Genomic DNA, 20159 nt, shown 5'->3' with positions numbered 1-20159 from the left:
GCGCCGGCCGAGGGCACGACAGGGAAAGGGTATCACGTCGCGGGCCCGCCGCAGCGCGCCAGCCCGCCGCGAGCGCCATGGGGCCGGGTTTTGCAAGGCGCCTCGCGACGCAACCCCGGCGGGTAATGCAAGCGACCCTGGAGCCAGTCATGCGGATTGTTCACAAATCGACATTTCGGAAGCGCCTCGCGGTGGCCTCCCTGTTCCTGGCGGTGCTCGCCGTCATGACGTCCGTCGTCGGCTGCCAGCGCTACGACGTGCTGGTCGAGAAAGATCAGATCGCGGCCCAGAAATGGTCCGATCTCGAGGCAAATCTCCAGCGGCGCTACGACCTGGTCCCGAACCTGGTGGCGGTCGTGAAGGGGTCGGCCAAGCACGAGGAGCAGACGCTGGCGAGCGTCGCCGAGGCGCGCGCCCGCGCGACCAGCGTCCAGCTCAAGGCCGACGATCTGACGGATCCGGAGAAGGTGCAGGCCTTCCAGAAGGCGCAGGAGCAGCTCAGCGGCTCGCTCTCGCGGCTCCTCATGGTGCAGGAGCAGTACCCTGATCTCAAGGCGAACCAGGGCTTCCACGGCCTCCAGGTCCAGCTGGAGGGGATCGAGAACCGGATCCTCCGAGCGCGCCAGGAGTACAACCAGGCGGCGCGCGAGTACAACGCGGAGCTCCTGAAGATCCGGGGCCAGGTGGTGAACAAGGCGACGGGCCAGCCGTTCAAGCCGCGCGTCTATTTCACCGCCTCTCCCGAGGTCCAGTCGGCGCCGAAGGTCTCGTTCTGATGAGGGGCGCGGCGATGCGCCGGATCGGCACGAGCGGGGCGCGGCTGCGCGCCGTGGCCAGGGCCGTCGCGGCCGCGCTCGCGCTGGTCTGCGCGCTCGTCGCGCGGCCGGCCCTGGCCGACTTCACGCCGCCGGCGCTCACGGGGCACGTCGTCGACACCGCCGGGCGGCTCGATCCGTCCGACATCCGCGCCCTCGACGCGAAGCTCGATCGCATCCGCCGCGAGACAGGGTTCGAGATCGTCGCCTTCGTGGCCGGCTCCCTCGAAGGCGAGACGATCGAGGACGTCGCCTACGAGGCCTTCAACACCTGGCAGCTCGGCCAGCGCGGGGCCGACAACGGCGTTCTCCTCGTGATCGCCCCGAACGAGCGGCGCGTCCGGATCGAGACGGGCAAGGGCGTGGGGGGTGCGCTCACGGATCTCCAGTCGAACGACATCATCCGGCAGACCATCAACCCGCTGCTCAGGCAGGATCGATTCCGCGACGCCATCGACCAGGGAACGGCAGAGATCGCCAGGACGCTCGTCGCCGGGACACCCGAGGGGGAACGGCGGCCGGCGCCCGGCGCCCGGCCGGCGCCCGCCCCGGTCTCGCCGATCAAGGTCGGCGTGACGGTCGTCGCCATCGTGGCGGCGCTCGTGCTCGCGCTGGTTTCGCCCTCCTTCCGCTGGTTCCTGTGGCTCGTCCTCCAGGCGATCCTCTTCCGAGGCGGCGGTGGCGGCCGCAGCGGCGGCGGCGGATCCGGGTTCGGTGGCGGCGGCGGCGGTCGCTCCGGCGGGGGCGGATCCAGCGATAGCTACTGAGCCGCTGCGCGCCGCCCCTTCACCCTGTGCAGGACGGATCGGGCCGATCGGTCGGCGTCCGCGCCGGCCTGTCGATCCGTCGCTGTGCTCACCCCTGGCGTGACCGGGCGGGCACACGCGACATCGACGCCGGCGCGGCGCGCGTCGAGCCGAGCGGAGATTCCAGGGCGCGCGCGATCTCCCGCTGCGCGCTGACCAGGCGACGCTACGCTCTCGTCATGGCTGCTGCCCTGCGCCCTGTCTTTGTCGTCGATGCTGTCCGGACCCCTATCGGCCGTTACGCCGGCGCCCTGGCGACGGTCCGCCCCGACGACCTCGCGGCGCACGTCCTCGACGCGCTCGTGCGTCGCAACCCTTCGCTCGCGCCGCGCCTCGATCACGTCGTCTTCGGCGCGACGAACCAGGCCGGAGAGGACAACCGCAACGTCGCGCGCATGGCCGCGCTGCTCGCCGGTCTCCCTTACGAGGTCCCGGGCGTCACGGTGAATCGCCTCTGCGGCTCGGGGCTCGAGGCGGTGGCCGACGCCGCGCGGATGATCGCCACCGGCGAGACCGACTGCGCGATCGCGGGGGGCGTCGAGAGCATGACGCGCGCGCCGTTCACGATGCCCAAGCAGGCCGAGCGCTTCGAGCGGAGCGCGCCGACCGTCTACGATACGACCCTCGGCTGGCGCTATCCGAACGCGCGGATGGCCGCGCGGTTCGAGCTCCAGTCGATGGGGGAGACGGCCGAGAACGTGGCCAAGAAGCACGGCATCAGCCGCGACGAACAGGACCGGTTCGCGCTCCTCTCCCACGAGCGCGCCACGCTCGCCTGGGAGTCGGGGGGCTTCGCCGCCGAGGTGGTCCCCGTGCTCGTCCCCCAGAAGAAGGGCGAGCCCGTCCTGTTCGAGCGCGACGAGGGCGTGCGCGCCGACGCCTCGCTCGAGGCGCTGTCGAAGCTCAAGCCCGCCTTCCGCGAGGGCGGGACCGTCACGGCGGGCAACTCGTCGCCCCTCAACGACGGCGCCGCGGCCCTCCTGCTCGCCTCGGGCGACGCCGTGCAGGCCGCCGGCGCGACGCCGCGCGCGCGGGTGATCGCGACGGCGACCGCCGGGGTGGATCCCAACCTCATGGGGGAGGGGCCGATCCCGGCCGTGAAGAAGCTCCTCCAGCGGACCGGGCTGCGCGTCCCCAACGTGGACCTCTTCGAGCTCAACGAGGCGTTCGCGGCGCAGGCGCTCGCGTGCTCGCGCGCGCTCGAGCTCGACCCGGCGCGCGTCAACGTCCGCGGCGGAGCGATCGCGCTCGGGCACCCGATCGGCTGCTCGGGCGCGCGGATCGCGTGCACCCTCGTGCATGCGATGCGCGCGCGCGGCGCCAAGGTCGGGGTCGCCTCGCTGTGCATCGGCGTCGGCCAGGGCATCGCGACGCTCTTCGAGCGCGCGTGAGGTCATTTCGCCGCTCGTCCGCGGCGCCAGATGAGATAAGACCGCCGCAGCAGAACGCAGGAAGGGGGGCCCGCGGCTCACCTCCCTCGGCTGACGGCGCCGCCTCGGCGGCCAAGAACTGACGGCGCCGCCTCGGCGGCCAAGAACTGACGGCGCCGCCTCGGCGGCCAAGAAAAGGAGAAGGCCTGATGGAATTCCCCCCGATCAACGTGCCCGGCACCGGCAAGCTCCACGCTCGGCTCAAGACCTCGCTCGGTGACATCACGGTCCGGCTCGAGGAGGAGGGCGCTCCCAACACGGTCAAGAACTTCGTCGGTCTCGCCACGGGCACCATCAACTGGACCGATCCGAAGACCGGCCAGGGGATGCAGGGGACTCCCTGTTACGACGGCGTCCGCTTTCACCGCGTGATCTCGGGGTTCATGATCCAGTGCGGCGACCCGCTCTCGCGCTACCCGGACAAGGCGCAGCTCTGGGGCACGGGCGGCCCCGGGTACAAGTTCGCCGACGAGTTCAACCCCTCGCTGCGGCACGAGGGCGCCGGCGTGCTCTCCATGGCCAACGCCGGCAAGAACACGAACGGCGCGCAGTGGTTCATCACCGACGGGCCGACGCCGCACCTCGACAACCGCCACACGGTGTTCGGTAAGGTCGTGGGCGGGCAGGACATCGTCAACCGCATCGCCAACGTGGCGACCACGCGCGATCGGCCCAACCAGGACGTCGTCCTCGAGCGCGTCGAGATCTTCCGGCAGTAGGCGCGCTGCGCGCCGCGCGGCGCCGTTCAGCGCCGCGCGGCCAGCGCGGGGCTTCGCTCGTTCAGCGGGCGCAGCAGACGGTGATCTTGTCGTCGCCTTCCTCGACCTCGCCGCTGGGGGCGCCGCCGCGCGGCTGGCAGCTGCCGCTTCCGGTCACCGCGATCGACACCGAGGTGGCGGGGGGCGGGTCGTCGACGCAGGCCCCGTTGAACGGCACGGTCTCACCGGGCCCCCGGCAGCGGCTCTGCCCGAAGAGCGTCAGCGTCGCCGCGCAGCGCACGCCGCCCGTGTCGCACGTGCACCGCGTGCAGCCGCGGTCGTCGACCATCGAGCTCGCGAACACGTGTCGTTCGCCGAACCCCTCGGGGCAGCTCCGCTCGCCGTCGCGCCAGACGCAGGCGCCCTGTTCGAACGGCGCATCGATCTCTCGCGGGGCGCAGGCCTCGCCGGCCTCACATCCGCCGGCGTCCGACGCGGCGGCGCACACGAGCCCCTCGATCCCGAAGCGCGGCGGCGGCAACGTCGCCTCGCCGCCCGACGGAGCGCACGTCGCCGAATCCACGCCGGGCGCCTCGCCGCTGTAGCTGCCGGCCTGGAAGTCGCCGCCGATGTTGATGCAGTCCTCCGTCTGCACCGGCAGCGTCACGCCCGCCCCGCCACACGCGCCACGCGTGTACACCGTGACCGCGGGCGTCTCGCACGCCACGGTCGGCGCCCCGCACGCGCACGGGCTGCAGGTCGCGGGTGTGTCGACGGGATCGCGGCCGCCCACGTCCACCCGCTCGGGGAAGCCCTCGGGGCAGGCGACGTCCGCGGCCTCGGGGCCCTGGTACAGGAGGCCGGGCCCTTGCCAGCCATCGGGCACGGCGACGCAGGCGAACCCGCCGCAGTCGTCGTCGGCGCAGTCGACGGCGCCGTCGCCGTCGTCATCCTCGCCGTTGGCGCACCGCTCGCCGCCGCCGGCGCCGCTGCTGGTCGTGGTGCTCCCAGCCGACGTCTGGCCTCCTCCAGCTCCGCCCGAGCTGCTGGCAGCTCCGCCCGAGCTGCTGGCCCCGCCGGAGCCGCTCCCGGACGGTCCCGGGAAGAGCTCGGGCTCGAACTGGTCGAAGTCCTGGGTGCAGGCGCTCGCCGCGAGGAGAGCGACGAGCGCGGTGACGCTTTGGAAGGCAGAGCGGCGCAACACGACCTCCGGGATCGGCGGGCTTCGCCTCGGTTCGAAGGAGCCCGACCGACGGTACCACGAAGCGCCCGCCCGCACGGCGAGCTCCGCAGCCGGCAATCCCGGTGACCCTTCGCCCCGTCCGAAGCGCGCCTGCCGCGACGCTCCTTGCTGCGCCGCGCCCCGCGCGCTGCGTCATCCGCGCGGGAGCGCGCGGGGATCGCCCGACCAGAGCGATGTGAGCGTCTCGAGCTCCCGCGCGAGCTCCTCCGTCGCCTTGTGAGCGAGCCGCGCCCGCTCTGCGACGAGCGCCTCGATGACGGGCGCGCGCGCGTCGGGCGCCAGCTCCTCCGCTCTCCTCAGCTGCGCGAGCGCCTCGTCGGCGTCGTGCAGCTGGCCGAGGCGGCGCTGCATCCGTGTCGCGGATTTCGCGGTGCGCTCGGCGCGCTCTCCGAAGAGCGGCGAGAACGTCTCCGCGGAGTAGCGCAGCCGCTTGAAGCGGATCCGGAGCGCGTGCATGGCCGCGCCGTCGCCCGGATCGCTCGCGGCGAGCGCGCGCACGTCGTCCAGGGCATCACCGATCGCTCGCCTCGCGAGCGCCTCGGCGCCGCGCTTCCTCGCTTTCCGGCGCGAGATGAGCAGCTCGAGGCGCGCGAGGTGATGCTCCAGCCGGGGCCGCTCGCCCGCGACCGGCGTGTCGGCCTGCGTCGCGCCCGTTTGGTCCGCTGGCGGATCGGCCTGGGTCGCGCCCGCGTCGTCCGCTGGCGGATCGGCCTGGGTCGCGCCCGCGTCGTCCGGGCGATCCTGCCGGACCAGCTCGACGACGTGGGTCCTCGCCTCGCGCTCGCGGCCCGCGCGCTGCGCGACCCATCCTGCGACGGCCGCCCGGGCCGCCTCGTCCAGATCGAGCGCGGTGAGCGTCTCGCGCAGCACCTCCTCGTCGCGCAGCGCGCCGGTCGCCCGCGCGAACTCACGGAGCCCTTCGGCCACGGGGCGGAGCCGCCTCCTGCCGTAGATGCGTCGCGCCGGCTTGAGCAGCGTCCGGAGCCGGCGAAGCGAGACCCGGAAGTCGTGCAACGCCTCCGCGTCCGGCTCCGCGCTCTCGCCCTGCTCGCTCGCGGCGACGACGCGCCGCGCATCGGCGCGGACGCGCTCGATGTGGGAGAGCAGCACTGGACCCAGGAAATCTCGCGCGGAGAGCCTCGCGCCGCCGCCGCCGCCGCCGCCGGCTTCGGCGCCACCGCCGCCCGAGGGCGGGGGGCTCCCCTCGAGCGGCGTCACAGGCGCGTGAGCGCCACCGTCACCAGCGGGCGCCTCCCGAGCTTCGCCTCGAGCGTCCGGCGCGCCGCGAGCCGGGCGATCTCGATGATGTCGTTGTCACGGCGCCGCGCGCGCGGCTCGCAGTCGTTCACCGCCTGCGCGACCGCGCGCGCCGCGGCCCTCAGCGCGCCGCCCTCGAGCTCCCCGGTGACCCCGCGGGCGAGGACCTGCGGCGGCGCCGCGAGGGCGCCGTGCACATCGACGACCAGCGACACGAAGGCCACCCCGGAGCGACCGAGGTTCGCTCGCTCCCGGAGGACCTCCTCCCCGAGCTCCTCGCCGCCCGCCGTCGCCACCCGGCCGGCGACGGCCCGGCCGCTCCGGCCGAGCGGCTGCGTCTTGCCGATCTCGACGACGTGGCCGTTCTCGGCGACGAGCACCTCGGACACGCCGCGCTCCCGCGCGAGCTCCGCGTGCCGCGTCAGGTGGTGCAGCGCGCCGTGCACGGGGAGGAAGCCGCGCGGCTGGGTGAGGTCGATCATGCGCGCCTGCTCCGTCCGGTGCGCGTGCCCGCTCGCGTGGACGCGCCGATCCGTCGACCACGTCACGAGCTCGACGCCGAGGCGGAGCAGCCCGGCCATCATGTCGACGACCGGGCGGTCGTTGCCCGGGATGACGCGGCTCGAGAGCACCACCCGATCCCCCTCTTCGAGGCGCAGGAGCGGGTGCGTCCCCGAGGCGAACCGCGTCAGCGTGGAGGCCCGCTCGGCCTGCGTGCCGCTCGCGATGACGAGGAGCCGCTCGCGCGGCATCGAGGAGGCGACCTCGGGCGGGACGAGCAGGTCGCTCGGCCACGGGAGCCTCCCCACGGTCTGCGCGGCCCGCACGTGCGTCTGCACGCTGCGGCCGAGCAGGCAGATCTTGCGGCGCGCCCGGATCGCGGCCTGACCGAGGGCGAGGAGGCGCTGGATGTTCGACGCGAAGACGCCGACCACGACGCGCGCCGGCGCTGTCTCGACGAGCTCCGCCAGCGCGTGGGCGACGGCGCGCTCGCTCCCCGCCTCGCCGGGCGAGTCCACGTTGGTGCTGTCGGACAGGAGCAGCCGGACGCCGGCGTCGCCGAGCGCGCGGAAGCGGGCCTCGTCGGTCGGCTCGCCGTCGAGCGGCGTCGGGTCCAGCTTGAAGTCCCCGGTATGGACGACGAGCCCCGCGGCCGTGTGGATCGCGAGCGCCGTCGCGTCGACGATCGAGTGCGTCACCCGGAGCGGCTCCACGACGAAGCCGCCGATCGCCACCTCGCGCCCGACCTGCGTGGGGAGCAGGCGCACCTTGTCCTCGAGCGCGTGCTCCGCGAGCCGGTAGCGCACCAGCTCCAGCGCGTGCGGCGGGCCCCAGACCGGGACGTCGAGGTGACGCAGGAGGAACGGCAGCCCGCCGATGTGGTCCTCGTGGCCGTGCGTCAGCACGATGCCGCGCACCTGATCGCGGAGCGCGAGCACGTGATCGAAGCGCGGGTGGTACACGTCGACGCCGAGGTCCGTGCTCGGGAACGTCACCCCGCAGTCGATGAGCAGCAGCCCATCCGCCTGCTGGAGCGCGAGGCAGTTCATCCCCACCTCGCCGAGCCCTCCGAGGGGCACGAGCCGCAGGGTGGACGGCGGTGGCAGGGGGAGCTGGCTCGGGGCGGGGGCGCTCTGCTCGGGATGCACGTTCGGTGGAGGGGGTCTGCCACCCAGGGCGCCGGGGGCCTACGGCCCGCGGCTTGCTGAGCTGGTCTGAAAGAGAGAGGACGACTTCTTCAAGACGTAACCCACATCGGCTCGCCGTCCCCTTCGAAACTTGGAGCGACAGTGTAGCCACAGGGTGGCCCCTTGCGTCACGCTCTCTCTTTCCAGTTCCAGCGCCGGGGCCAGGCGAACGCCGACCTCACCGCCGGATCCCGCGCCGCGCGGACCGGTTCCTGCACACCCTGTCTCCCTCCCCACCCCATCGTGACCGCCGGCGGACGCCGAGCCGCCTCTCCGTCGCCTGTCCCCCTGATTCCGAGGAGCCTCCGGTGATCGCTGCCCTGCTCGTCAATGTCCTCCGCCTGCTGCTGCTCCCCGTCAGCGCGCTCCGCTGGGCGTTTGCTGCACCTCGGGGCGGGTATGTCGTCCTCGAAATCGACGGCCGCGTGGTCGACCTGCAGCCCCCCCGGGTCCGCCTCGCGCTCCCGTGGCGCCGGAGGAAGAGGGCTCCGCTCTCGGTGGAGCGCGTCCGCGAGCTCGGCAAGCACCTGATGAGGGATCCGCGCCCGGCGGGGCTGCTCCTCCGGATGCGGTCGGTGCACGCCGGGCCGGCGGTGGCGGCCTCGCTGCGGGACGCGCTCCTCGAGATCCGGGCGGGGGGCAAGGACATCGTCGCCTACCTGCCGATGGGCGCCGACACCACGACGCTCCTGCTCGCCTCGGCCGCGCGGGCCATCGTCGTCGGGCCCGAGACGCTGGTGTCGCCGCTCGGGTTCGCGGTGGAGGGCCGCTACGTGCGCCGCGCACTGGAGCAGGTCGGCGTCGAGCCCGAGGTGTTCGCGAAGGGGATGTACAAGAACGCCGGCGAGGTGCTCGTGCGGGACACGATGAGCGCCGCGCAGCGCGAGCAGGTGGGCGCCCTGCTCGACGGGCGCCTCGGGGACCTGACCGCGGCGCTCGCCCAGGGGCGCCGCGTCGATCGCGAGACGGCCGCGCTGTGGATCGACGAGGCCCCCTTCGGCGCGGAGCAGGCCGTCGCGCGGGGCATCGTCGACGCGGTCGCGTACGAGGACGAGCTCGAGCACATGCTCGCGGCGGGGTCGCTCCCCTGCGCGACCGCTGCGCCGCGCCGCGCCGAGATCGGCGCGGAAGACGCGGACCGCGCGCCGGGCGGAGGCGCTCGCGCTGCAGCGCGGCATTCGAAGAAGTGCCTCGTGTCGGCGGACCGCTACCTGGGCGCGCGGCGCGCCCTCTCGATGACGCCGGTGTGGCCTCGGCCCGTCCTCGGCGTCGTCGAGGTGCACGGCGCGATCGTCAGCCGCGCCCGCTTCCGGGGCGCCTCCCTGGCCAGCGAGGAGCGGCTCGTCGCGAGCCTGCGCGCGGCGCGGCAGAACCCGCGCGTCCAGGGGGTCATCCTCCACATCGACTCGCCGGGCGGCTCCGCGCTCGCGTCCGACAGGATCCACCACGAGGTCACCCGCCTCGCGGAGGTGAAGCCCGTCGTGGCGTGCCTGTCGAACGTGGCGGCGAGCGGCGGCTACTACGTGGCGGCGGCCGCGCACGCGATCGTCGCGCAGCCGCAGACGATCACGGGGAGCATCGGCGTGGTCTCGGCGCGCTTCGCGCTCGGTCCGCTGCTCGAGCGCCTCGGCGTCTCGACCGACGTCGTGAAGCGCGGCGCGCGGGCCGACCTGTTCTCGCCGTCGCGCAAGCTCGACGCGGGGGAGCGGGCGGTGGTGGAGCGCGAGCTCGACGCGATCTATGCGGCGTTCCTCCGCGTCGTCGCCCGCGGCCGCCGCCGCCCGGTCGAGGAGATCGAGCCGCTCGCGCAGGGGCGCGTCTACAGCGGCGCCGACGCGCAGGCGCGCGGCCTCGTCGACATGCTCGGCGGGTTCGAGCGGGCGCTCCACGAGCTCCGCCAGATGATCGGGCCCAAGGCGGCGGCCATCGAGCCGGCCATCGTGCGCGCGTCGCGGTACATCCCACCTCCACCGCTGCTGCCGGCGCCGGTGCCCACGCTGCTCCAGCTCCTCGGGCTTCGAGGGATCGCCCAGGAGGTGGCGCTCGCCGTCCACTGCGAGGGGGAGCGGGTGCTCGCGTATTGCGCGGAGGCCGGCGACCTGGACTAGGCGGCGACGGCCGGGGGACCACGCCGCGCCCGGCGCGCGCCCGCGCCTTGCCCGGCTCCGTGGAAGAGCGGGTGGTTGGTTGGCGCATTCCCGGGAAGAGGCGGATTTTCTCGCGGGAGAAGCTGTGCGTAATCTGTGCGCCCGGTGGGTAGCACCTGTTCAGAACTGATCACGGATCGCTAGGAATCCCGTACCGGACAGAGAGGCCCTATATGTGGGCCCTGTTCGGAGGGAGATCCCAACATGTAGCGGTTCTCCTTGACGCACGGACCGTTCGCGAGTTTGGATAGCAAGCGGTCAGGCGCTCCCGCATGTCGGCGCACGCCTTTCAGGCATGGCACCTGAAACTATGCTCACTGGTCTGAAGACGGAACGTTCGAGCAGGTAGTAGGGGAGAAGCGACGAGACCTGTGGAGATCGAGGCGATGAGGCCTCGGACTTCTCCAGGGAACTCTTTGTGCTTTCGGTAGGACCCGGGTCACCGCCAGGTGCGGTGGTTCACAGGAGGACTTGGAAATGGCCCAGTCGGCAGTTGTGGGTGACGGCGGTAAGCTCCCCGCCGGGAACGGCAAGATGACGGCACGGACGAAGGAAGAGGGGGAGGCTCGTCCCGTGACCGGGGGGGCCGCCAAGGCGCAGGTCGACGGCGCAGCCTCGAAGAAGGGCGCGAAGAAGGGGGCCTCGCGCCCCCGCGGGCTCGGGTTCGACCGGCGGTTCACGCACCGGGCCGCGGATCCGCTCGATGAGGTCACCTGGGAGCGCCGCTCGAGCGTCATCACCAACCCCGACGGCTCGGTCGTCTTCAAGATGGAAGGGGCCGAGATCCCCGCCGGCTGGTCGCAGCTGGCGACCGACATCGTCGTCTCCAAGTACTTCCGCAAGGCGGGGATCCACGGCAAGAAGGAGCTCGGCGAGACGAGCGTCCGCCAGGTCGTCCACCGGCTGGCGCGCACCATCCGCGAGGCGGGTGAGCACTTCGGTGGCTACTTCGCCTCGGCGAAGGACGCGGACACCTTCGAGGCGGAGCTCGCCTACCTGCTCGTCCACCAGTACGGCGCGTTCAACTCGCCCGTCTGGTTCAACTGCGGGCTCTACCACCGGTACGGCATCGAGGGGTCGGGCGGCAACTACGCCTGGAACGAGGCCTCGGCCGACGCGGGGAACGGGAGCGCCAACGGGAAGGCGTCGGCGCCTCGAACGAACGGGGCGGGCGCGGTCGACGACATCGTCGAGACCCGGAACGCCTACGAGCGGCCGCAGTGCTCCGCGTGCTTCATCCAGGCGGTCCAGGACGACCTGATGAGCATCTACGACCTCGTGAAGAGCGAGGCCCGGCTGTTCAAGTACGGGTCCGGGACGGGGACGAACTTCAGCGCGATCCGCGGGAAGCAGGAGAAGCTCTCGGGCGGCGGGACGAGCTCGGGGCTCATGAGCTTCCTCGAGGTGTTCGACCGCGCCGCCGGCGCGACCAAGAGCGGCGGCACGACGCGGCGCGCCGCGAAGATGGTCTGCCTCGACATGGACCACCCGGAGATCGTCGACTTCATCCAGTGGAAGGTCCGCGAGGAGAAGAAGGCGATGGCGCTCATCGGCGCGGGGTACCCCTCCGACTTCAACGGCGAGGCGTACCACACGGTGAGCGGGCAGAACTCGAACAACTCCGTGCGCGTGAGCGACGAGTTCATGCGCGCGGCGGCGACGGGCGCGGCGTGGGAGACGCGCTCCCGGACGACCGGCGAGGTCGTCGACACGCTGAGCGCCAAGGATCTCTGGCGCCAGATCGCCGAGGCGGCGTGGGGCTGCGCCGATCCGGGCGTGCAGTACGACACGACCATCAACCGCTGGCACACCTGCCCGAACACGGCGCGCATCAACGCCTCGAACCCGTGCTCGGAGTACATGTTCCTCGACGACTCGGCCTGCAACCTGGCGAGCCTGAACCTCACCAAGTTCCTCCGCGAGGACGGCTCGTTCGACATCGAGGGCTACCGCCACGCGGTGCGGGTGTTCTTCGTCGCCCAGGAGATCCTCGTCGACTTCTCGGCGTACCCGACCCGCGGCATCGCGAAGAACTCGCACGACTACCGCCCGCTCGGGCTCGGCTACGCCAACCTCGGCACCCTGCTCATGCTGCAGGGCATCCCGTACGACTCCGATCAGGGGCGCTCGGTCGCGGGCGCGCTCACCGCGATCCTCTGCGGCCACGCCTACCGGGTCTCGGCGGAGATGGCCGCCGCGAAGGGGCCGTTCGCCGGCTTCGCCAGGAACCGCGAGCCGATGCTCCGGGTGATGGGCATGCACCGGGACGCCGCCTACGCGATCGACCGCGACCGCTGCCCGGAGTCGCTCTGGCGGGCCGCGTGCGCCGACTGGGACGAGGCGGTCCGGATCGGGCAGGAGCACGGCTACCGCAACGCCCAGGCGACGGTGCTCGCCCCGACCGGCACCATCGGCCTCCTGATGGACTGCGACACGACGGGCATCGAGCCCGACTTCTCGCTCGTGAAGTTCAAGAAGCTCGCCGGCGGCGGCTACTTCAAGATCGTGAACCAGTCCGTGCCCGAGGCGCTCCGGCGGCTCGGCTACCCCGAGGCCGAGGTGCAGGAGATCGTCGCCTACGTCTCCGGCACGAACACGCTCCTGGCGGCGCCGCACGTGAACCGGGCGTCGCTCAAGGCGCGGGGGCTCACGAGCGACGACCTCGCGAAGGTCGAGGCCGCGATCCCCGGCGTCTTCGATCTGGATCTCGCCTTCGGCCCCTGGATCCTCGGCGAGGAGGCCTATGACAGGCTCGGCGTCTCCAAGGAGTCGCGGGCGCGCTTCGGCTTCTCGCTGCTCCAGCACCTCGGCTTCTCGGCCGCGGAGATCGAGGAGGCGAACGAGACGATCATCGGCCGCATGACGGTGGAGGGGGCGCCGCACCTGCGCGAGGAGCACTACGCGGTGTTCGACTGCGCCAACCGCTGCGGCAGGAAGGGCCGGCGGTACCTCGCGCCGATGGCGCACGTCCGCATGATGGCGGCCGCGCAGCCGTTCCTGTCCGGCGCCATCTCGAAGACCGTGAACCTGCCGAACGACGCGACGGTCGAGGAGGTGCAGCGGATCTACGAGGAGGGGTGGCGCCTCGGGCTCAAGGCGGTCGCGCTCTACCGCGACGGCTGCAAGGCGTCGCAGCCGCTCTCGTCGACCTCGAGCTCGAGCGACGGCAAGGAGAGCAAGGGCAAGGCCGAGGTCCCCGCGCCTGTCGTCCAGGCAGCGACCGCGCTGGCGAGCCAGGCGCGCCCGCGGTCGCCCTCGGCGGCGGCGCCCGAGCGGTTCCGCCTGCCCAGGAAGCGCAAGGGCTTCACGCAGGAGGCGCGCGTCGGCGGGCACAAGATCTACCTCCGCACCGGCGAGTACGACGACGGGACGCTCGGCGAGATCTTCATCGACCTCCACAAGGAGGGCGCCGCGTTCCGCTCGATGATGAACTGCTTCGCGATGGCGGTGTCGATCGGGCTCCAGTACGGCGTGCCGCTCGAGACCTTCGTCGAGCAGTACACCTTCACCCGCTTCGAGCCGCAGGGCGTCGTCGAGGGGCACGACTACGTGAAGATCTCGACGTCGATCGTGGACTACCTCTTCCGCGTGCTCGGGGTCGAGTACCTGAACCGCTACGACCTTGCCCACGTCCAGCCGGTCACCTCGGCCATGGAGGACCCTGTCGAGTCGCGGGCGCAGGAGAGCGGCGTGGCGTCGTTCTCGTCGAGCGCGCCGGCCGCGGCGGCGCTGGTCGAGGGCGGGGGACGGACGGCGAGCGCGCTCGACGCGCAGCTCGAGGACATGATGGGCGACGCGCCGGTCTGCGACGGCTGCGGGCACATCACCGTGAGGAACGGGGCCTGCTACAAGTGCCTCAACTGCGGCAACAGCATGGGATGCAGCTGAGCTGCGACGGGCGGGGGTGGGGGTGACGAGGGAGGGACCGGCGGGGGGCCCTCCCACGAACTCGCGCCTTTTCGTGGCTGTTGCCTCGTGAACGGGGGGAGACGGATCTGAGGGGCTGAGCTGCGATGCGGGCCGGCGCTCGGGTTCGTGGGGCCCTCCCCCGCCGGCCCCTCCCTCGTCACCCCCACCCCCGCCGACTCGGGGGGAAGGGGGAGGGTGGGGGTGATCGCGGAGCGTTTGGGCGAGGCGGGCGCGGGAGGGCGGCGGGCGGGGCCGTACGGGCTTGTACCCGGGCAGCCGTATGGATGCGCTCGGAGAAGCTCTGTAGAAGACGGGGCATGAGCCCGTCGCGTTCGTCCATCGCCTTCGTCGCTCTTGTCTGCAGCATCCTGTCGAGCTCCTGCCGGAAAGAAGAAGCAGAGCCGGAGACAATCCCCGCGCCTGCACCGACAGTCGCGCCCGTGGCAGCCGATCCGGTGCCGACGGCAACAGCGACGCAGGAGCCGACGGCGGACCAGGAGCCCGCGGCGGGTCAGGAGCCCGCGGCGGCGGCTTCCGCCGGGGCTGCGGCGGCAGCCGATGCTGGGGCGGCAACGGCCGAGGGGGCGACAGGGACGACGACGTCACGGGGAGGAGGCGCCTCCATCCAGGCGTGCTGCACGGCGCTCCACGCCGTCGCCACCAAGTCGGGCAAGTCGCCGGAAGCCAAGTCGAAGGCAGCGACGGCATCGCATCTCTGCGCCGGGATCGAGAAGCTCGTGAAGAGCGGGAAGACCCCGCGCGCCAAGGCGCTGACCCAGATCCGAGCAAGCCTCGCCGGGACCACTCCGCCCGCCGAGTGCAACTGAGCCGGGCGGCCCGGGCACCGCCTCGTCCCGGGTCGCGGCACCCCACCCCGATCCGGCGATCTCGAGCGCCGCAAACCTGCCCGGCCATGGAGGGCGCGCGGCCGGACCCTGTAGCCTGCGCGGTTGCGCGGCGTTCCTCCGCGCCGCGACGGCGGGCGATGGCGCCCGCCGCCGCGCATCGATCCTCACGGGAAGGAGCTGTCATGCCCTCGAAGCTGGTCACCGATCGTCAGAAGAGCGCCAACTCCGTCGTCGCGTCCGGCGAGACCCACGCCGGCCGGATCGCCGCGGAGCTCGAGGCGCTGCTCTCTCCGCACCTGCGCAAGGGAGAGAAGATGCCGGACGTCTCGCTCTTCACGCACATCGTCGCGCGCGCCCTCGCCGAGGCGCGCGATCGCATGGTGGCGGCCGACGAGGCGCACCAGGCGGAGCTCGCCGACGACGCAGCCCCGCGGGAGGCCCGCGACGAGGCCGCCGCCGCGCTGTACACCGAGCTGACCGAGCTCCGCGAGTGGCTCACCGGGCTGTACGGCGCCGCGGCGCTGGCGCGCCTCGGCTTCACGGACGCGACGCCGCGCGACCCGGCGCAGCTGGAGCGCTTCGCCGGCGAGGTGGCGCGCGCGCTCGGCGCCAGGGACCTGCCGAAGCCGCGCCGCAAGGGGATCCGCTGGGACACCGAGGAGACGGTGCTCCGGATCGAGGGCCTGCGCGGCGCGCTCCGCGGCCACCTGAAAGATGTGGCCCGCGAGGCGCGCGAGGCCGAGGCGACGCTGCTCGCCAAGACCGCCGCGATCGCGGCGTACGACGATCGGTTCAGCCGCGCCGCGACGTTCCTCGTGGGGCTGTTCCGGCTCGCGGGCCACCCGGAGCTGGCCGCGCGGGTGCGCCCGTCCTCGCGGCGGCCCGGCCAGATCGAGGCCGACGCGCCGCCGGCAGAGCCGGGGGGCGAGGCCCCGGTGGAGCCCGAGGCGGCCGCGCCGCTCGGCGGGTGAGCGCGAACGCCGTCGTCGCGACGCCGGGCGCGAGCGCCGCGGACGCGGTCGGGAGAACGCCGGGCGCGATCGCGAGGTCGGCTGACACGGACCCGCGCGCGTCACGCCGACCTCCGCATTGAGGACGGGGCACCTCTCGTGAGACGCTCGAGAGCGTCATGGCCAAGGTGACCGCCCTTCACATGGACACGATCACGGAGAAGTCGGGCCACCAGATGACCGGCATGGCCGTCAGCGTGTGCCTGACGCCCGCGGCGCCGAGTCCGCTGCCGATCCCATATCCGACGATGGGCACCGTGGCCGAGGGGATCATCGATCCGTGCATGCGGACCAAGATCGAAGGGGCGAAGATCCTCACGGTCGGCGGCTGCATGAAGGCCTGTCACGGCAACGAGCCAGGCACGCTCAAAGAGGTTGTCAGCCTCAACACGGGAGGACCGTGCTTCCCCTGGCTGGGCGCGCCCAACGTCCTCATCGAGCTCGGCATGGCCGGCATCACGGGCAGCATGGGCCAGATGAACAAGAGCATCACTGTCGGCGCAGGCGCGAGTGCGAGCAACGCCGCGGGCGGGGGCGGCGGGGGCGGCGGGGGCGGCGGGGGCGGCGGCGGTCCGGGCGGCGGCGGCCCTCAGGGCCCAAGCAACGGCGGCGGGGGCGGCGGGGGCAGCGGTCAGGGCGCGGGGCCGCCGAGCCCACCCGCGCCGCCGTCTGCGGACGGCCAGGCGTCTGCGGGGCACCCGGTCGACGTCGTGACAGGGGCCATGTACACGAACCCGGTCGCGGACGTCGAGCTGCCGGGGCCCCTGGTCGTGACGTTGGAGCGAAGCTATTCGACCGCGGCGGTGCGGCACCGCTGCGGCATGGGGTGGGGGTGGTCGCACGATCTCGCCTGGAGCGCTCGGCGCCGCGGCGACGCGCTCGAGCTGACGTCGCCGGGCGGTCGCACCCAGGTGCTCTCCTGGCCCGCGCAGGATCAGGTCCTGCTCCTGCCGTTCGGTGTTCGCGTCGCCGCCGTCGGAGAGGATCTCCTCGTCGAAGACGATGACGGCCTCGTGCGGGTGCTGCGCCGCGCCGGCCCGGGGGAGCGCTTCGCGCTCGTCGAGCTCCGCGACGCGTTCGGCAACAAGGCCACCCTGGAATGGCGAGGCGATGAGCTCACGGGCATCGTCGATGCCGTCGGGCGGCGCGCCCGGCTCGAGCGCCAGGGACCCTTCGCCTGGTGGGAGGTGACCGCGACCGACGAGCATGGCACCCCGCACACCCGCCGTGCCGTGACTTACGAGCTCGACGGTGCGGGCGATCTCGTGCGGGTCATCGACGCGGGCGGCGCCGAGATCCGGTACGAGTACGACGAGGAGCACTACCTCATCCGGGAGATCTTGCCCGACGGGCTCGCTTTCCGCTTCAGGTACGAGGCGATCGACGGCGTCAGGCGGTGCGTCGAGACGTGGGGCGAGATCGCCGGCCGCGACGTGCTCGCGGAGCTCGGCGCGCCCTGCCTCCCGGGCGCCCGGGGCATTCACCACGCCCGGCTCTCGTACGACACCGCCCTGCGCAGGACCGTGGTCATCGACGGCGAGGGCGCGACCCACACATACACGGGCAACGCGCTCGGCCTCGTGACCTCCTATGTCGATCCGCGCGGCCACGCGCGCACCTACACGTACGACACGGTCGGCAGGCTGCTCTCGATCCGCGACGGCGGCGGGCGGACTACGCGGCTGTCGTACAACGCCGCGGGGCACCTCGCGAGCGTCACCGAGCCCGGCGGCGCGACCTGGCGAGACGCGGTCGACGAAGAGGCGCAGGCCATCGTCCGCACGCGGCCCGACGGGAAGAAGACCCGCACCACGTACCGGAGGGGCGTCCCGACCGGGAGCGTCGACTGGCGCGGCCGCGAGCACGCCCTCGAGTGGGACGCGCACGGCCTCGTGCGGGCGTCCACCGGGCCGGACGGCGCCGAGCTCACGTACGACTACGACGCGCACGGCAACCCGCTGCGGGTCGAGACGCCGGCCGGCGACGTCTACGAGTACGTCTTCGATCTGTTCGGGTGCCCCGTCGAGGCGCGCACCCCGAAGGGCGGCGTCTATCGATTCGCGTACGACTCGCGCTTCGCGCTGGTGCGCCTGGAGGAGCCGAACGGCAACGTCCAGGAGCTGGAGATCGACGCCAGCCGCCGCGTCACCGCGCGCTCCGACGCGAGCGGGATCACCAGGTACCGCTATGTCGCCGGCGCGCTCGTCGAGGTGGTGCGCCCGGACGGCAGGCGATTCCGGCTCGGCTACGACGCGCTCCTCCGGCTCCGCTGGATCGAGAACGCCGCGGGCGAGCGCCATGCGCGCGACTACGACGGCTGCGGCAACCTCTCCCGCGAGACCTCGTTCGGCGGCTCGATCACGGCGTACGAGTACGACGGATCGAACCACCTCGTCCGGACGACCCACGCCGACGGAACGTGGGTGCGCTACGAGCGCGACGGCGCCGGTCGCGTGACGAAGCTCGAGACCTCGGGCGGGCTCGTGGAGGAGCTCCAGTACGACGCGCTCGGCCACCTCACGCGCGCGCGGAACGCGGACGTGATGGTCACGTTCGAGCGCGACGAGGACGGCCGGGTCGTCCGGGAGGTCCAGGAGGCCGCCGGGTTCGCGTTCGTCGTCGCACGCCGCTTCGACGACGCGGGCCGCGTGCTGGAGCGTCGCTATGCGACGGGGTGGTCGGTCGAGGTGCACCGGCGCGAGGAAGATGGCGCGCCGGCGTCGCTCGAGGTCGCCGCCGCCGAGGCGGACGGGCTCGCCTTCGAACGGGACGCGCGCGGCGAGTCGCGGCGGAGGCGGCTCGACGGGACGCGCGCGCTCGTCTGGTCGCGCGACGTCCAGGGCATGCCGGAGAGCGTCGCCATCCTGGATGGGCGGGGCGAGCCCGTCCGGACGCGCGCGTGGACCTGGAGCCGGGTGGGCCCGGTCGCGGCGGTCGAGGACAGCGAGCGCGGCGCGCGCCGCTACGACCTCGACGTCGAGGGCAGGCCGCTCCGCCTCCACGGCCTCGGCGCCGACGAGCAGTTCGCGTACGCGCCCCAGGGGACCCCGATCCCGTCGCGCGGCCCCGCGTGGTCGATCGGCGGGGACGGCCGTCCCCTGCGCGCGGGCGGCGCCGAGATCCAGTGGGACGCCCGCGGCCGCCTCGCGGGCCGCGCCGGCCAGGGGCCGCTGCAGACCTGGCGCTACCAGTACGACGAGCGCGACCGCCTCGTCGCAGCGGTCCGCGGCGACGGCCTCGCCGTCCGTTACCTCTACGACCCCCTCGGCCGCTGCGTCGCGCAGGCGCACGGCAATGGCGAGAGCACCTGGTTCGGCTGGGATGGCGAGAGCCTCGTCGAGGAGCGCCCGACGAGCGGCCCGTCGATCCAGCGCGTGTTCGACGACGACGGCTTCACGCCGCTCCTCGAGGCGCGCGACGGCAAGGACTGGCGGATGGTCGTGACGGACGCCGCCTCCACGCCGTGGCTTTACCTGCACCGCGACGGGCGCGCGTCGGAGATCGATCTCGGCGCCTTCGGCCGCGTCGCGCGCGCGACGGGCGATCCGGGCGCGCTCCGGTTCGCCGGGCAGCGCGCCGACGCGGTGACCGGCCTGCACTACAACCGCCACCGCTTCTACGACCCGGCGACGCACGTCTTCCTGACCCCCGACCCGCTCGGCCTGCTGGGCGCGCTGCAGGAGATCGGGTTCGTCCCCAACGTCACGATCTTCATCGACCCTTCCGGGCTCACGACGATCGTCGTGGGCGCGCCGGCCGACGCGACCATCCAGCAGCACGTCGCCCTTCTTCAGGCACAGCACCCGGGCGCGCGCGTGCTTCGATACGATCAGCTCACGCCGGGCAGCCTGGCGCGAGAGGATCACGTCATCGTATCAACGCACGGCGCGCCCAACCTGGTGGAGTGGGGCAACGGGTACATCGACGGCCGCCAGCTCGGGCAGCGGCTCACGGCGGCGGGGTTCCGCGGCCAGAAGCGGGGGCGAAAGCGGCGCGTCGAGCTGTCCGCGTGCAACAGCGCGACCCCAGCGGCTGGCAACGGGCCGAGCGTGCTCCAAGCGGTCGCGGACGAGACCCGGGCGATCGCGAGCGGCGCGCGCTCGGCCAACCCGGCCGCGACCTACGCGGGCACCACGTCCGTGGGGCCGGGCGGCCACGCATGGGGCCCGGGCATGATGGCGCCGAACTGGACGGGCGGAACGACGCCGTACGTGCATCAAGGCACCTGGGTCGAGGCGCGCCCCGGCCGGCAAGGGGGCCGCGGCCGGCGCCGGCGCTGATCAGCCCGGAGCGAGGAGCGAGACGAGC

At 73.1% G+C, this 20159-nt stretch carries 12 protein-coding genes; 9 read left to right on the top strand and 3 right to left on the bottom strand.

Annotation, left to right across the window (positions count from 1 at the left end; all coding sequences use genetic code 11):
* Positions 1–149 precede the first annotated feature (149 nt).
* The 4 genes from ACSRUE_RS46605 to ACSRUE_RS46590 all read left to right on the top strand — a co-directional run bounded on the left by ACSRUE_RS46605 (position 150) and on the right by ACSRUE_RS46590 (position 3770).
* Positions 150–776 (top strand): LemA family protein, encoded by a 627-nt coding sequence (locus ACSRUE_RS46605; protein WP_441289168.1) that lies wholly within the window; start codon positions 150–152, stop codon positions 774–776.
* 14 nt (positions 777–790) lie between these two features.
* A complete protein-coding gene (locus ACSRUE_RS46600; protein WP_441289167.1) occupies positions 791–1582 on the top strand; it encodes a TPM domain-containing protein in 792 nt (263 codons plus the stop codon).
* A gap of 218 nt (positions 1583–1800) precedes the next feature.
* A complete protein-coding gene (locus tag ACSRUE_RS46595; RefSeq protein ID WP_441289166.1) occupies positions 1801–3012 on the top strand; it encodes a thiolase family protein in 1212 nt (403 codons plus the stop codon).
* 188 nt (positions 3013–3200) lie between these two features.
* Positions 3201–3770 (top strand): peptidylprolyl isomerase, encoded by a 570-nt coding sequence (locus ACSRUE_RS46590; RefSeq protein WP_437761939.1) that lies wholly within the window; start codon positions 3201–3203, stop codon positions 3768–3770.
* A gap of 61 nt (positions 3771–3831) precedes the next feature.
* Here the strand turns inward: ACSRUE_RS46590 and ACSRUE_RS46585 are convergent, their stop codons facing one another.
* The 3 genes from ACSRUE_RS46585 to ACSRUE_RS46575 form a co-directional block, all read right to left on the bottom strand.
* Complete coding sequence (locus ACSRUE_RS46585) at positions 3832–4953, bottom strand: hypothetical protein (RefSeq protein WP_441289165.1); 1122 nt, start codon at positions 4951–4953, stop codon at positions 3832–3834.
* Positions 4954–5124: 171 nt separating this feature from the next.
* Positions 5125–6210, bottom strand: a complete 1086-nt coding sequence (locus ACSRUE_RS46580; RefSeq protein WP_441289164.1) for a CHAD domain-containing protein — start codon at positions 6208–6210, stop codon at positions 5125–5127.
* Positions 6207–7799, bottom strand: a complete 1593-nt coding sequence (locus ACSRUE_RS46575; protein ID WP_441289163.1) for a ribonuclease J — start codon at positions 7797–7799, stop codon at positions 6207–6209. The genes ACSRUE_RS46580 and ACSRUE_RS46575 overlap by 4 nt, the downstream gene beginning before the upstream one ends.
* Positions 7800–8245: 446 nt before the next feature.
* On the opposite strand from ACSRUE_RS46575, the gene sppA reads away from it, so the two are divergent.
* The 5 genes from sppA (at position 8246) to ACSRUE_RS46550 (ending at position 20131) form a co-directional block, all read left to right on the top strand.
* Entirely contained in the window at positions 8246–10045 is a 1800-nt protein-coding gene (gene sppA, locus ACSRUE_RS46570; protein ID WP_441289162.1) for a signal peptide peptidase SppA, read from the top strand.
* 516 nt (positions 10046–10561) lie between these two features.
* Positions 10562–13972 carry a vitamin B12-dependent ribonucleotide reductase gene (locus tag ACSRUE_RS46565; RefSeq protein ID WP_441289161.1) on the top strand — a complete coding sequence of 1137 codons (3411 nt, stop codon included), beginning with the start codon at positions 10562–10564 and terminating at the stop codon, positions 13970–13972.
* A 338-nt stretch (positions 13973–14310) separates the two neighbouring features.
* The gene (locus tag ACSRUE_RS46560) at positions 14311–14820 is read left to right on the top strand and encodes a hypothetical protein (RefSeq protein WP_441289160.1); all 510 of its coding nucleotides are present in this window, start codon (positions 14311–14313) and stop codon (positions 14818–14820) included.
* A 203-nt stretch (positions 14821–15023) separates the two neighbouring features.
* Positions 15024–15812: a hypothetical protein gene (locus ACSRUE_RS46555; RefSeq protein WP_441289159.1), complete on the top strand. Its 789-nt coding sequence runs from the start codon at positions 15024–15026 to the stop codon at positions 15810–15812.
* Positions 15813–15970: 158 nt separating this feature from the next.
* The gene (locus ACSRUE_RS46550) at positions 15971–20131 is read left to right on the top strand and encodes a PAAR-like domain-containing protein (RefSeq protein ID WP_441289158.1); all 4161 of its coding nucleotides are present in this window, start codon (positions 15971–15973) and stop codon (positions 20129–20131) included.
* The last annotated feature ends 28 nt before the right edge of the window (positions 20132–20159 follow it).

Source organism: Sorangium sp. KYC3313, from assembly GCF_052075895.1.
Taxonomy (GTDB): Bacteria; Myxococcota_A; Polyangia; order Polyangiales; family Polyangiaceae; genus Sorangium; species Sorangium cellulosum_B.
Note: the sequence above shows the minus strand (reverse complement) of the source record. Positions and strands in the feature narration are given on the sequence as shown.

What these genes read in the sequence shown, in the direction of transcription:
- ACSRUE_RS46605 (WP_441289168.1), top strand. Translation starts at nt 150, where the DNA reads ATGCGGATTGTTCACAAATCGACATTTCGGAAGCGCCTCGCGGTGGCC.
- ACSRUE_RS46600 (WP_441289167.1), top strand. Translation starts at nt 791, where the DNA reads ATGCGCCGGATCGGCACGAGCGGGGCGCGGCTGCGCGCCGTGGCCAGG.
- ACSRUE_RS46595 (WP_441289166.1), top strand. Translation starts at nt 1,801, where the DNA reads ATGGCTGCTGCCCTGCGCCCTGTCTTTGTCGTCGATGCTGTCCGGACC.
- ACSRUE_RS46590 (WP_437761939.1), top strand. Translation starts at nt 3,201, where the DNA reads ATGGAATTCCCCCCGATCAACGTGCCCGGCACCGGCAAGCTCCACGCT.
- ACSRUE_RS46575 (WP_441289163.1), bottom strand. Translation starts at nt 7,799, where the DNA reads ATGAACTGCCTCGCGCTCCAGCAGGCGGATGGGCTGCTGCTCATCGAC.
- ACSRUE_RS46565 (WP_441289161.1), top strand. Translation starts at nt 10,562, where the DNA reads ATGGCCCAGTCGGCAGTTGTGGGTGACGGCGGTAAGCTCCCCGCCGGG.
- ACSRUE_RS46560 (WP_441289160.1), top strand. Translation starts at nt 14,311, where the DNA reads ATGAGCCCGTCGCGTTCGTCCATCGCCTTCGTCGCTCTTGTCTGCAGC.
- ACSRUE_RS46555 (WP_441289159.1), top strand. Translation starts at nt 15,024, where the DNA reads ATGCCCTCGAAGCTGGTCACCGATCGTCAGAAGAGCGCCAACTCCGTC.
- ACSRUE_RS46550 (WP_441289158.1), top strand. Translation starts at nt 15,971, where the DNA reads ATGGCCAAGGTGACCGCCCTTCACATGGACACGATCACGGAGAAGTCG.